This window comes from Afipia sp. MLSD5-FHT05B12, from assembly GCF_058793355.1.
Map to the genome: position 1 here is coordinate 192,224 of NZ_JBXAFS010000005.1, position 13,974 is coordinate 206,197.

Below are 13,974 nucleotides of genomic sequence, written 5' to 3' on the forward strand. Positions count from 1 at the left end.
GCTTCGGTGTTTCCAGGACAGAAAGTCATGAGTTCGAGATCGACAGCACGGCCGGCCAATCTTCTCAATGAACTGGAGAATACTCTCGCACACGGCACCGTGGCACGCCGCGTGGAAACGCTGCGCCGGGTCACCGATCTCTTTCTGCACAGTGTGGCGGATTACTCCGACGAGCAGATCAATGTTTTCGATGACGTCTTTCACTGTCTGATCGATGAAATCGAGACGTCCGCCAAATCCTTGCTGGCGAAGCGTCTGGCGCCCGTGCCGAAAGCTCCGCCGCGCCTGATCTACACGCTTGCCTTCGACGACGAGATCGAGGTCGCCGCGCCCGTGCTGTCACTGTCGGAGCGGCTGAACGACGATATGCTGATCAAAAACGCCCGCAGCAAAAGCCAGGGTCATTTGCTCGCAATATCGAAGCGAAAGGTCCTGAGCAACGCCGTCACCGACGTTCTGGTCGAGCGCGGCAACAACGATGTCGTGGAGAGCACTGTCAACAATCCGGGCGCGGAGTTTTCCGACAAGGGTTTTACACAGCTGGTCTCCCGCGCCGAAGGCAATGACAATCTCGCCACCTGTCTCGGAGCACGGCGAGGAATTCCAAGACCTCACTATCGCAAGCTGATTGCGAGAGCGTCTGACGCTGTACGAGCGCGCCTCCAGGCCGCAAACCCCCGTGCCGCGGACGATATCTCGGCCGCCGTCAGGGAGGCTGCATTCAAAGCAGGCCACGGAACATCCGGGCAGGGCGAAACATCCCCGGCGATGCGTCTTGTCAAATCCCTCTTCGACGACGGACGTCTCGACGAAAGACAGATCGCCGAATTCGCGGCATCCGGACGCTTCGAGGAAACCAGTGCTGCGATCGCGGTATGCGCGAATGTTCCGGTCGAGACCGTCGAAAACATGATGACCGAGTCGCGCTCCGAGGGACTGATGGTCCTTGCCAAGGTCGCAGGGTTATCGTGGATGTCGCTCAAGCTTGTTCTGGAGATGGCTGGCAACACCTCTGGAACGGAGATCGAGAACATCGACGATCACAAGTCGAGCTACGACATGCTGCGCCCTTCAACCGCCCAACAGGTGTTGCGCTTTTACCGAATGCGGCAGGACACCGCGCAGACCGCATCGGCCATGTGAAGACGACGACAGCGCGGCTTAGCCCGGCCCGTCACACGGGCCTAGAATCTCAGGACGCGTGAACCTGCGAGCGCGCCGACCGCCGTCACGAAAGCAATTGCAATCGAGTACCAGGTTGCAACGAACATCGGCGAATCGTCAGTGCAATGCGCGGCGTAGAGCGTCGCGGCCAGCCCTCCTGACAGCAATCCCGCGAACGCACCGGCGACGGCAGGCCGCGCTGGCGCGCCACGACGCAAGGCAATCAGCGCCGCCGCCAGCAGCGGCAGCGACAGCAACGGAATCGCGGTGAGGCACACCTTCGAATTGGAGCCGATCAGCCGCGTCGCTATCGGCGCACGATGCGGCATCATCATCATCTCGCCCATCATGCCGATGCCGAGCAGCCCGACGGGAATAGCCAGCAGCCACGCCCAGCGTCCAAGCGAAGCTTCAGGCCGCGACAGATGCAGACTGATGGCGATGGCGGCCGCCGCCAGCGCTATCGTGACCACGAATTTCAGCTCGAACAACGGACTGCGCATGGCCGTCATAACGTCAGGCCGCACACCCAGATTGGTCAGGAACAGAAGGGTCGAGACCGGTACCGCGAGCACCAGTGCGGCCAGCAGCAAGTGTCCGACAGAGCGTTCATGCGTGTCGTTGTCGGCAGCGAGTGTGCGGATCAGATCGTTGGTGTCCATGGTCATTCTTTCCGCAGTTTGCTCGCGAGACCCGTCAGCCCCCGGTGCAGCGCCACGCGCACGGCGCCCTCGGTCATCGAAAGCTTAGCCGCCGTTTCCTTGATGGACGCACTGTCGACGGCGATCGATTGCAACACGTCCCGCTGCCGTTTCGGCAACCCGTTGAGATGGGTCGTGACTTCGCCCGGCGAAACACTTTCCTCGACCGGCGCACCCGCCAGCGTTTCCGAAAAATCGTCGATATTGACGAAGACCCGGCGGCCCCGGCGGCGCAGGGCGTCGATCAGCTTGTTGCGGGCAATTGCGAACAGCCATGGCGCGAACGGGGCGTTGGCGTCCCAGGTGTGCCGCTTCAAATGGACCGCTAACAAGATGTCCTGCACGATGTCCTCGGATTGGTCGACCGGCTGCCCGGCTCTCGCCAGACCGCGGCGCGCGCCCGCTCTCAGGACCGGCGTCACGGCCTTCAGGAGGCGATGATATGCGGCGTTATCTCCGGCATTGGCCGATCGCATCAGATCGGTCCACTCGTCCTCACGTCCGCGCACGCGCGCTCCTATCAAGGCAATTCGCTCCCGTTCCTAGAGTGTTACGGGGAGAAATTGCAATCACGCAATCGTGAACGAACCTGGTCCCAAGACCGAAGACCCCGCCCGAGGCTCCCGTTCTGGGACTTTTTTAGGGCAAAAGATCACAAGATTCCCTTTTTCTGCCGTCCTGTGGCCATTCCGCACCGGTCTGTTCCCTTTGCTGGAGGCTTTGGCAAAAGGGGAAATTGCCATGCGGATCAGGAGTGCAGGATTAGCGGCGCTGGTCGCTGCCGCCGGAATCTGGATGAGCTTTTCGGGCGAGCCGGCAACGGCGGCTACCAAATCGACCGCCAAATCAGTTGCGAAGACCAGCGTAGCCTCGGCAGATCGTCCAATCGTCCTCTCGAAATTCAAGAAGCGGCGGGCTCAGGCCGCGAAGAAATCCCGGACGGCTCAGGCGCGGCACATGAAAAAGGCCGCGCCGAAGTCGTCCAAAACCTTCGCGCAAAAGCCTGCCGAAAAACAGGCCGCAACCGAAAAGAAGAACGGGGCCGACGCGGCCAAGAACGAACTGCCGTCAACAGTCGCAAATGCACGCGCTCAGGCACTGGCGGAAGATCAGGCCAGGAATTTCGCCGCCCTCGACAGCTCCGACATTCCGGTCGTCGATGGTGTGCAGCTTGCTTCCGCCGATCAGTTGACCGATGCCGACCGCGCTGCGACGGCCGAGACGGCGCAGGACTCCAGTACTCCGGCCTCCCCCGCCATATCCGAGCCGGCGCCGGCGCAAAGCGGCAAGATCGTCCGGGCGGTGTCGTCATCGGAAAAGCCGGTGTTCAAGACCGACGACGGTGACCCCTGGAGCAAGACGTCACTGATCGGCAAGATCTTCATCGCCTTCGGAAGCCTGCTGACGCTGGCATCGGCAGCCCGCCTGCTCATCACCTGACGCAAACACCGTCTGCATCAGGCGCAAACGCCGGTCCGCAGCCTTGCGAACCGGCGTTTTTGTTGCACGCGCGCCGACCAACCCGACATCCCCGGTCTTGCAGAGCCCGGTCCCGGAAGGCACATTGCCGCCCAACGGCGTCACACACGCTGATTTTCCGACATCATCCAAGGGGCGAAACATGACGGCATTCGAACACATCATCGTTGAGAACAAGGGCGCGGTCGGCATCGTGCGGATCAACCGGCCCAAAATGCTCAATGCGCTCTCCTTCGATGTCTTCAGCGAAATCGCCTCGGCCATCGACGACCTCGAAGAAGACGAAGCCATCGGCTGCATCGTCGTCACCGGCAACGAAAAGGCATTCGCCGCAGGTGCCGACATCAAGGAGATGCAGCCCAAGCAATTCGTCGACATGTTCAACCAGGACTTCATGGACATCGGCGGCGACCGCGTCGCGACCTGCAAGAAGCCGACAATTGCTGCGGTCAGCGGCTATGCGCTCGGCGGCGGCTGCGAGCTTGCCATGATGTGCGACATCATCATCGCGTCCGATACCGCTAAGTTCGGTCAACCCGAAATCACGCTCGGCACCATTCCGGGACTCGGCGGCACACAGCGGCTGACGCGCGCGGTCGGCAAATCCAAGGCGATGGATCTGTGTCTCACCGGCCGGATGATGGATGCGGCGGAAGCCGAACGCTCAGGTCTCGTCAGCCGTATTTTCCCGGCCGACAAACTGATGGAAGAAGTTCTTGCGATCGCGGAGAAGATCGCATCGATGTCGCAGCCTGCGACCGCGATGGCCAAAAGCGCCGTCAACCGTGCGCTGGAAACAACGCTCGCGGAAGGCATGAATGTCGAAGGCGATCTGTTCCACGCGACCTTTGCGCTCGAAGACCGCTCCGAGGGCATGGCCGCTTTCATCGAGAAGCGGAAGCCGAACTTCAAGAACCGCTAAGGCAGACAAGCTATCCATCTTCGTCATGCCCGGCCGTCGTGCCGGGCATCCACGTCTTTCCAAAATCAAGTCAAAACAAGGCGTGGATGGCCGGAACAATTCCGGCTACGACGATGAACACTCATACCTTAAATGATCGCTTCAGCGCCGCGGTCAGCAAGGCGCGATAGAGCCGGTCGGTGAATGATCCGGGCCTGTCAAGCTGGAGCCGCGCCAGACAGGCAGCCGTGTCCGCGTCCGGCGGACCCATACGAAAGCCCTGCCACGCAAGCTCTATCAGGCTGAGCTTGCTGGCCGTGGCTTCCTTGAGAATCTGCAAGGCTGGAATCAACCGCTGCTCGACGTCCGTGAAGTCGCTGCCGAACGGAAACGCCGCCAGCAATCCGGCATCACGTGCCGGCTTCAAGGCTGCGGCGATGCGATCCGGGAAATTCTCTCGGTGGGCGGCGGGGATTTCATACCTGTTTGGAAGTTTGCCCGCGTCCTTTGCCTGCCGCATCAGTTCGGATTGAAATCGCGAATCCGTCACGCACAGCATGGCCGCGATCACATCGGCGTCCGATTTGCCCCACAGATCGGCGATGCCGTATTCGGTGACAATGACATCGCGCAGGTGACGCGGAATCGTGGTGTGCCCATAGGACCACCGAACATTGGACGCGACCTTCTTGCCGAAGCCTCGCGTCGATTCCAGCGTCAGCATCGAGCGCGCGCCCTCAAGTGCAAATGCCTGCGCCACGAAATTATACTGCCCGCCGACGCCGCTCACGACCTGACCGTTATCGAGACCGTCGGAGACCACAGCCCCCATCAGCGTTGCCATCATCGCATTGTTGACGAACCGCGCGTCAACGCGCGCCCGCCGCTTGGCATCCTCGCCGCCATAGAGCTGGTTGGTAAACGAGACCGGCACCATCTGGATACGTTCGATCTGCTCGGGCTTCATCTCGCGCAGCGCGCGGTAGAAGGAGTTCGGTCCGAGGAAGAACGCTGCGTGGAGCAGAGCCCCGTCAACCTTACGCTTCAACACGCCGGCATCGATCAGCGCGAGAAACGCCTCGAAAAACATTTCACTGACGCCGTAAAGACCGGCCGTGAATGGTTCCGTTTCGCGCGGCGCCTGCTCCGGGGCCAGCCGCGACATGATTTCGCGATAGGCGGCATTGTCGCGATGACGAACGATCAAGCCTTGCGCGAGCGCATCACCAACCTGCCCGATCCCGATCTGCAGGGTGCCGCCATCGCGCACCAGTCCCGCGGAATGCAGCCCGATCGCATACTTCGTATCCGAGATCGGCTCCGACGGCGGCGCGAACAGCGGAAAGTCTGTCTCCGGGCTGTCGAGCACCGCATGAAATTCATCCCCGGCCAGATCGCCCTGCCCCGGCATGAACGGAAGTTCGGAATTCACCTGTCCTACGATCTTGAACGCAATCCGGCCTTCGGAGCGTGCCCGCATCAAATCGAGCGTCGTGTCGGTGTTGCCACTCAGGCTGTATCGGGCATGACCACCGACGATGCGCTTGGCCACCAGTTGCGCGATGACGTTGACGCCGCGCGTCAGCAGGTATGACGAGGCGTGGGTATAATTCGCAGAGATGTAGTGTTGCTGCGGATAGGCATTGCCGAGCCATTTGCCCGCCAGGAAGAAAAATTCGACAATCTCGATATTGGGCGGCAGCGTCCTGGCATGCAGCGCCTTGGCGTAATCCAGATCCGGATAGCCGCCGAACAGCCGGTCTATCACCGGTCCAATAAATCGCCGTTCGAGATCGGCCGATGGTGTCGGCTTCTCAAGGGTCAGCGCCGTGAAAATGGTCAGATGGATCGATCGGTCACTCAAAGCGCGCCGAAACAGCGCATTGACGATGTGATTGGCCTTGCCAAGGCCCAGCGGCAGACCGACCACCAGCTTCGTTCCGACCTCGCGAATGATATCGTCCGCGATCGCATCGGGGTCGGAGAAGATTCTTGGCATCGGATGTCTGCTGATCCACTGCGCCGGACAGGCCGCCGTCATCGCATGAGGGGCGCGCGGTTGCTCGCTCCCGATTGAGGCCATTGATCAGCAATTTCGCCGTAGGGCATTGATCGGTCAAGATAATACCGTCCGGCGAGATAACAAACCGGTGTACATTGTCACAGTCAGCTATTTTCTGTGTTCTAAGGTTTGCCCGAGCCAACATCGGCCTCTAAACAGTGTACGAATGAAGCGTGCCGGATGGTGCAATCCCACCGCTGCTGTGAATCTTGGATTGTTGCGGAAAACGATGGCTCGGCGTGCTTCAGGGTTTGGTGGCGTAGGCTGGCGCTTTGGAGTGTCGGGCGTCGCTATCGGTCTCGCGCTGTCCGCCGGATTCGGAGCACAGGCGCGGGCCGAGACGCTGAGCGAGGCGCTCGTCAAAGCCTATCAATCCAATCCGCAGCTCAATGCCAGCCGTGCCCAGCAGCGCGCCACTGACGAGAACGTGCCACAGGCGCTGGCCGGCTATCGTCCGCAGATCGTCGCGAGCCTGAGCGCCGGATTGCAGCCGGTTCGCAATCTGCTTCTGGATAACACCATCCAGACCGCGACGCTGAAGCCATGGACCATTGGCGTCACGGTCACGCAAAACCTGTTCAACGGCTTCAAGACCGCGAACAGCGTCCGTGTCGCGGAGTTTCAGGTGCTGTCGGGCCGCGAGGCCTTGCGCAATACCGGTCAGGGCGTCCTGCTCGATGCCGTCACCGCCTATATGAACGTGATCTCCAATCAGGCACTGGTCGAAACCCAGCGCGGCAACGTCGCATTCCTGCGCGAAACGCTCGGCATCACCAGGAAGCGCCTTGACGCCGGTGACGTCACGCCGACGGACACCGCCCAGGCGGAAGCGCGGCTGAGCCGCGGCCTCGCCGACCTCAACGCCGCCGAAGTCGCGCTGGAAACCAGCCGCGCCATCTATGCGCAGGTGATCGGCAACATGCCGGGCACGCTCACACCCGCCCAAACGGTCGACCGCTTCGTTCCGCAGAGCCGGCAAGACGCCATCGACAGCTCGATCCGTGAAAATCCGGCGGTCATCGCAGCAACCTACGACGTCGATGTCGCGACCACGACCATCAGCATTGCCGAGAGCAGCCTGCTGCCGCAAGTCAATGTGCAGGGCAACGTCAACCGCAGCGCCGACAGCGACCCCAACCTCGGCACCAAGCGTGCCGATCAGGCGTCCGTGGTCGGCGCCCTCACGTTGCCGATTTACGACGGCGGCACCGCCGCCTCGCAGACACGGCAGGCGAAGGAAACGGCGGTACAAAGCCGGCTTGTGCTGGAACAGGTGAGAAATCAGGCGCGTACCGCGGCGATCAGCGCCTGGATCAGCAGCGAAGGCACCAAGGTCGCGCTCGCCGCTGCGGAAGCCGAGGTGAAATCGGCGAACATTGCTTTGCAAGGCGTGCGGCGCGAGGCGCAGGCCGGACAGCGCACCACCATTGACGTCCTCAACTCACAGCAGGATCTCACGGCAGCTCGGTCGCGCCAGATCCTGGCGCAGCGTGACCGCGTGATCGCATCCTACACGCTGCTGAGCGCGATCGGCCGCCTCGATGTCAGAACGCTCGGCCTCAATACGCCGGACTATCTGCCAGCGGTTCACTATCATCAGGTCCGTGACGCCTGGCACGGCCTGCGCATTCCATCGGGACGATAGCGCACTCAGCGCGTCCTGCGCGCGAAGATCGAGATCAGCACCGGCAGCGTGATCAGGATGACCAGCGGCGCAAGCATCATGCCGGTCACCACCACCACCGCGAGCGGCTTCTGCACCTGCGATCCGATGCCCGACGACATCGCCGCCGGAAGCAATCCAACGCCCGCGACGACGCAGGTCATCAGCACGGGACGCAACTGCAACTCCCCGGTCCGGATCACGGCCTTGATGCGATCAAAACCCTCATCGATCAGTTGGTTGTACTGCGACAGAATGATGATGCCGTCCATCACGGCAATGCCGAACAGCGCGATGAAACCGATTGCCGCCGACACGCTGAAAGGAATGCCGCCGAACAGCAATCCAAGCACGCCGCCAAGCACAGCCATGGGAATGACGCTCATCGCCAGCAGAGTGTCCGTCATCGATCCGAAGTTGAACCACAACAATATCCCGATCAGCGCGAGGCTGATCGGCACCACGATCGACAGCCGCCTGATCGCGTCCTGAAGATTGCCGAACTCACCGACCCATTCGATCCGCGAACCGGCCGGAAGCTGGACCTGCTCGGCGACCTTGTCCTGTGCTTCCTTGATGGCGCCGCCGAGGTCACGCTCGCGAACAGAGAACTTGATCGGGAGATAGCGCTCCTGCTGCTCGCGGTAGATGTAGGCCGCTCCTGACACAAGGTTGATCGATGCCACTTCGGATAGAGGAATTTGCTGAATTCCATTCGGCCCCTGCGCACCGATGCGAAGATTGTGAATCGCCTCGGCGCTCTTTCGATACTCAGGTGCAAGACGAACGATGATCGGGAAATGACGATCGCTGCCGGGTTCGTACAGGTCGCCGGCGCTGTCGCCGCCGATCGCAACGCGAATGGTTGCGTTGATATCGCCCGGCGAAAGGCCATAACGCGCGGCCCGGGCGCGGTCGATATCGATCTGAATCGTCGGCTGACCGAGCGACGTGAACACCGAGAGGTCGGTCACGCCCTTCACGGTCGAGAGGACGGATTTGATCTTGTTGGCGGTGTTGGTTAGCTCGACGAGGTCGTTGCCGTAAAGCTTGATCGAGTTCTCGCCCTTCACGCCCGACACCGCTTCGGCGACATTGTCCTGAAGGTATTGCGAGAAATTGAACTCGACGCCAGGGAACTTCTTCTGCAATTGCGCCAGCAGTTCGCCTGTCAGTTCATCCTTGTCGCGAGAGCCTGGCCATTCGCTCACCGGCTTCAGCGGCGCAAAGAATTCCGCATTGAACAACCCCGCCGCATCGGTTCCGTCATCCGGCCGCCCGTGTTGCGACACCACCGATTCCACCTCCGGCCGTGCGCGAATGACCTTCCGCATCTCGTTGACGTAGGAGTTGCCTTCTTCCAGCGAGATGGTCGGCGGCAACGTGGCGCGAATCCACAGATTGCCTTCCTCCAGCTTCGGCAGAAATTCGAGTCCGAGCATCCGCACTGCGACGAATGTGAGGACAACAAGCGCCCCCGCCACCGTCATCACAATCCGCCGGTTCCCGACCGCCCAACGAAGCAACGGCATATAGATGTGATGCAGCCATTGCATGATGCGGGTTTCGGTTTCCTGGATGTGCGCGGGAAGAATGATCGCACTCAACGCCGGAGTGACCGTAAAGGTCGCAAGCAGCCCGCCGGCCAGCGCATAGGCGTAAGTCTTCGCCATGGGCCCGAAGATGTGACCTTCCACACCGCTCAGCGTGAACAGCGGCAGGAACGCCGCGATGATAATCGCGGCCGCGAAGAAGATCGAACGAGAGACGTCGGCAGCGGCGCTGAGAATGGCGTGAGTCTTCATGCCCATGATGGTATCGGGCGAGATCGCGCTTTCTTCCGAGGCAGAGAGTGCCGTGGTCTGCGAAAGCCTGCGGAAAATCGCCTCGACCATGATGACGGTGCCGTCAACGATCAGGCCGAAATCGATCGCGCCCACCGAAAGGAGATTCGCGGATTCACCCCGCAGCACCATGATGATGACGGCAAAGAACAGCGCGAACGGAATCGTCGCACCGACGATCACCGCGCTGCGCAGGTTGCCCAGGAACAGCCATTGCAACAGCACGATCAGAATGATGCCCACCACCATGTTGTGCAGCACGGTGTGCGTGGTCGTGTCGATCAGATCCTTGCGATCGTAGATGCGTTCGATCCGCACGCCGGGCGGCAGGATGCTGGACCTGTTGATCGAATTGACCAGTTGTTCGACCCGCGCGATCGTCGGAGAACTCTGCTCGCCCCGGCGCATCAGCACGATGCCCTGAACGATATCGTCGTCCATGTTCATGCCGGCGATACCGAGCCGCGGCTTCTCGCCGACAGTGACCTTGGCGACATCCCGCACCAGAACCGGGTTTCCGCCGCTCTGCGCGATCATGGTGGTCGCGAGATCGTCAATCGAACGAATGAGACCGACGCCGCGCACCACCGCGGACTGCGCGCCAATATTCACCGTGTTGCCGCCGACATTGATGTTGGCATTGCCCACGGCCTGCAACAGTTGCGGCAGCGTCAGCCCGTAGGCGATCAGCTTGTTGAAATCGACCTGAAGCTCGTAGGTCTTGGTCTTGCCGCCCCAGCTCGTGACGTCGATCACGCCGGGCACGCTGCGGAAGCGCCGTTGCAACACCCAGTCCTGCAACGTCTTGAGATCGAGTACGCTGTAGTTCGGCGGCCCCACCAGCCGGTAGCGGAAAATTTCACCGATGGGGCTTAACGGCGATATCTGCGGCTGCACATTGCCCGGCAGCGGGCTCAACTGCGACAGACGGTTGAGTACCTGCTGCAAGGCTTCGTCGTAGGTGTAATCGAACGAGAACTGAAGTTTGACGTCCGAAAGGCCATAGAGCGAGATCGTGCGGATAGTGCGCAGGTTCTTGAGGCCCGCGACCTGCGTCTCAATCGGGATCGTGATGTAACGCTCGATCTCCTCGGCCGACAGGCCGGGACTTTGTGTCACGATATCGACCATCGGCGGGGTCGGATCGGGATAGGCTTCGATGTTGAGTTGCTGAAAAGCGATCACGCCCCCGATGAGCGTCATGACGAACAACGCCACCATGAGGAAGCGGCGGTGGACGGCGAGAGCAACGAGACGATCCATCGAGACCGGGTCTTTCAGCGGGAGCGGATGACGTCGGGGAAAGACACAGAGCGGACTAGCTGCCGGATGCCGCGCGGTCGATGAACAGGCTGCCCTTGGTGACGATCTGCTCGCCGGGCGACAGATTGCCCTTCACCTCGACGAGATCCCCGTTGGCAAGCCCCACCTTGATCTGGCGCAGCTCGATGGACTTGTCGTCGCGCACGACCCAGACCCGCACCTGATCGCCTTCATAGATCAGTGCCTGTTTAGGCACGCCGACAGCGGAGCGATCTCCCGCGGAATAGATCGTGACGTTGGCGAACATTTCCGGCTTCAGCAATCCGTCCGGGTTGTCGATTGTCGCCCGCACCATCAGCCGGCGCGAGGCCGGGTCGATTGCCGCCGAGACATAATTGATGCGTGCATTCAGGACGCGCCCCGGGAACGCAAGCACGCTGAACGCGACCTCCTGCCCGACCTCGATAGCCGGAGCTTCGGTTTCGCGCACGAACGCCGTCAGCCAGACAGTCGACAGATCGCCGACAACGAACACCGGATCGCTCGCACCCGCATTGACGTATTGTCCGGGGCCGACCTTGCGCTGCACGACAGTGCCGGCGATCGGCGAGAAGATCGTCGTCTCGCGATTGATGCGGCCCTTGTCCTGAAAGGCGGCAATGGCATCGTCGGTCAGACCCAGCATGCGCAGCCGGCTGCGCGCAGCTTCCAGCGCCGTCTCGCTCGAGCGCATATCATTCTGTGCCGACACCAGCGCCGCCTGCGATTGCTGATAGTCCTTCAGTGGCGCGGCCTTGCCTTCATAAAGGTCGCGGGCGCGCTTGTCCTGGATCTGAGCCAGTTCGAGCTGCGACTTCGCCTTGTTCAGCGCGGTTGCCGCCGTGATAAAATCGTTCTGCGCCTGAACATTGTCGGCAGCCTCGATCACAAACAGCGACTGCCCCTGCGTGACCTTGTCGCCAGGTCGCGCCAGCAACTTGGTGACGCGGCCGGCATAGGGCGAGAACACCGGCGTCGAACGATCTTCATCGACCGCGATCTTGCCCTCTGTGACATGCTCGGCGCGGAACGCACGTTCAACCACCGGCTGAACGGTCAGGCTGGCCCATTCCGCCGCCGTCGGCGTATAGCGCAGCAGACCTTTTCGAGATTGGCTCGAGACGTCGGAATGGTTTTTGGGCGAAGCCCCCACAAACGTCAGGCCAAACGCCGCCAAACCCGCGATCACAACCACACCGGCGCCCACAGCCAACCGTTGCCGGGGCATGGCCTGAGTCCAGGCAATCAAGGCACTCAGTCCGCTTGTCTTTTCGGTCATTCGAAAACCCGTGGTCCTGCGGCGAGCTGACGCAGCCTGTCAGGCTAATAGTTCCACTTTCATGCTCAGGACAATCAAAAACCGACGGAATGGAAATTATTTTCGGTTAACGTCGGCCGCGTGATGGCCACACCGGCTCGTGGGAACCGAGCGGCATGGCCGGGCGCTGCCAGAACGCAGGAGTCGCCGACATCACAGCGGCGTGACGAACACCTCGCAATGCACCAAAACCCGATGGGCTTTGTTCGATAAACGGCAGAATCTCGTCCGCCGTCAGGTCTGCCGTCGCGAGACCGTCATCCAGCCGGCCGAGGTTCCACAACCAGCGCCCGGTCTGCGCCAGCGAAACCCTCACATGCCAGCTTCCGCCCTCCCGTGCCTGCCGCAGGCGCGCCATCATGGCACCAAACGCCATCAAGTATCCGGTGGCGTGGTCGAGAATCTGCATCGGCAACTCCCTCGGCCCTTCGGCACCGGCGGCCTTGCCCTCGGCGTGGTTGAAACCCGTCGAGGTCTGGACCAGAGAGTCGAAGCCCCGGCGACCGGCCCAGGAACCGGCGTGGCCATAGGCACCCATCGACACGTAAACGATACCTGGACTGATCCGCGCGGCATCTTCCGGCGAAAAGCCGAGCGCGGCGATCGATTGCGGGCGGTAGCCTTGAGAGAAAATATCTGCCGATGCCAGCAGGCCGCGCAGCGCGTCCCGGCCCTGCTCCGTCTTGAGGTCGGCGAAACTCGTCAGCTTGCCGCGCCCGGTGTCGATGACCAGCCATGGAATGGACGGCAGGTTCGGCGAGGAAATCAGCATCACGTCCGCACCGTGGGCGGCCCATGTGCGCCCCGCGACCGGACCCGCGATGACCCGCGACAGATCGAGGACACGCAATCCCGTCAGTGGGCGATCACCGGCCGGCCAGGGCCTCGGCGGCGCCTCGCCGATTTTCTCGATCTGAATCAGCGGCAATTGTTCAAGCGCCTGCGCCTGGGGCGTTGCAAGCCATTCGTCATGCGACCGCATCATCGAGACGACGCATCCACCCGCATAGGCGGCGGTCTCGAATGCCTCGCCTTTCCATTGCATCAAGGCGCGCTGGACGTCGTCGCGCTCCGGATTGCAGGCCAGCACCTTGCAGACATTGTCGCGATGATGCGGAAAATTGGTGTGAAGACGGACAAAGCGTCCATCGCCCGTTTTGTAGACCCCGGCGATGGCGTCCCAGGCCGGTGGCGGCGGCTTGTCGTCAACGCGCAGGTAACGCTCGCTGCGGCACTCGGCAGCCGCATGCATCATGTCGACAGAGATACCTTGTGCCTCGCCACCGCGCGCCTTCCATATTTCCGCGGCGGCAAGCCCGGCGGCGGCAATCGTCACCTGCGACGCGGCGCCGACACGGAATGACGACGGCAGCATGGGCTCGCGTCCCGTCAGCGTGACGGCATCGAGCGCGGAAGATTCACCGCCGCCAAGGGTCCAGAGATCAGACAGGATATCGTGAACGGTCTTCATGGCGCGGCTCCGGCATCTGCATCATCATTGATGCAGATGATGGGAGACCAGCACAATTCACAAATCGTA

At 61.6% G+C, this 13,974-nt stretch carries 10 protein-coding genes; 4 read left to right on the plus strand and 6 right to left on the minus strand.

Annotated elements, in window-relative coordinates:
- Positions 1 to 27: 27 nt before the first annotated feature.
- Positions 28 to 1,143 carry a DUF2336 domain-containing protein gene (locus AC1Q6J_RS09880; protein ID WP_492279141.1) on the plus strand — a complete coding sequence of 372 codons (1,116 nt, stop codon included), beginning with the start codon at positions 28 to 30 and terminating at the stop codon, positions 1,141 to 1,143.
- A 41-nt stretch (positions 1,144 to 1,184) separates the two neighbouring features.
- On the opposite strand, the gene AC1Q6J_RS09885 is transcribed toward AC1Q6J_RS09880, so the two are convergent.
- On the minus strand, positions 1,185 to 1,826 hold the full coding sequence (locus tag AC1Q6J_RS09885; protein WP_492279142.1) for an NrsF family protein: 642 nt from the start codon (positions 1,824 to 1,826) through the stop codon (positions 1,185 to 1,187).
- Between the two features lie 2 nt (positions 1,827 to 1,828).
- Positions 1,829 to 2,374, minus strand: a complete 546-nt coding sequence (locus tag AC1Q6J_RS09890; RefSeq protein WP_492279143.1) for a sigma-70 family RNA polymerase sigma factor — start codon at positions 2,372 to 2,374, stop codon at positions 1,829 to 1,831.
- A gap of 232 nt (positions 2,375 to 2,606) precedes the next feature.
- Here AC1Q6J_RS09890 and AC1Q6J_RS09895 point away from each other — a divergent pair, with 232 nt between their 5' ends.
- Positions 2,607 to 3,305, plus strand: coding sequence for a hypothetical protein (locus tag AC1Q6J_RS09895; RefSeq protein ID WP_492279144.1), 699 nt, complete (start codon positions 2,607 to 2,609; stop codon positions 3,303 to 3,305).
- A 181-nt stretch (positions 3,306 to 3,486) separates the two neighbouring features.
- Entirely contained in the window at positions 3,487 to 4,266 is a 780-nt protein-coding gene (locus AC1Q6J_RS09900) for an enoyl-CoA hydratase (protein ID WP_492279145.1), read from the plus strand.
- 121 nt (positions 4,267 to 4,387) lie between these two features.
- Here the strand turns inward: AC1Q6J_RS09900 and AC1Q6J_RS09905 are convergent, their stop codons facing one another.
- Positions 4,388 to 6,244: an acetyl-CoA hydrolase/transferase C-terminal domain-containing protein gene (locus AC1Q6J_RS09905; RefSeq protein ID WP_492279146.1), complete on the minus strand. Its 1,857-nt coding sequence runs from the start codon at positions 6,242 to 6,244 to the stop codon at positions 4,388 to 4,390.
- 292 nt (positions 6,245 to 6,536) lie between these two features.
- On the opposite strand from AC1Q6J_RS09905, the gene AC1Q6J_RS09910 reads away from it, so the two are divergent.
- Complete coding sequence (locus AC1Q6J_RS09910) at positions 6,537 to 7,952, plus strand: TolC family outer membrane protein (RefSeq protein ID WP_492279147.1); 1,416 nt, start codon at positions 6,537 to 6,539, stop codon at positions 7,950 to 7,952.
- Between the two features lie 5 nt (positions 7,953 to 7,957).
- Here AC1Q6J_RS09910 and AC1Q6J_RS09915 read toward each other — a convergent pair whose 3' ends face one another.
- From AC1Q6J_RS09915 to AC1Q6J_RS09925, 3 genes are all read right to left on the minus strand, one after another.
- The gene (locus tag AC1Q6J_RS09915; protein ID WP_492279148.1) at positions 7,958 to 11,077 is read right to left on the minus strand and encodes an efflux RND transporter permease subunit; all 3,120 of its coding nucleotides are present in this window, start codon (positions 11,075 to 11,077) and stop codon (positions 7,958 to 7,960) included.
- A gap of 55 nt (positions 11,078 to 11,132) precedes the next feature.
- Entirely contained in the window at positions 11,133 to 12,395 is a 1,263-nt protein-coding gene (locus AC1Q6J_RS09920; RefSeq protein ID WP_492279149.1) for an efflux RND transporter periplasmic adaptor subunit, read from the minus strand.
- Positions 12,396 to 12,501: 106 nt separating this feature from the next.
- A complete protein-coding gene (locus tag AC1Q6J_RS09925; RefSeq protein ID WP_492279150.1) occupies positions 12,502 to 13,905 on the minus strand; it encodes a CoA transferase in 1,404 nt (467 codons plus the stop codon).
- Between the last annotated feature and the right edge of the window lie 69 nt (positions 13,906 to 13,974).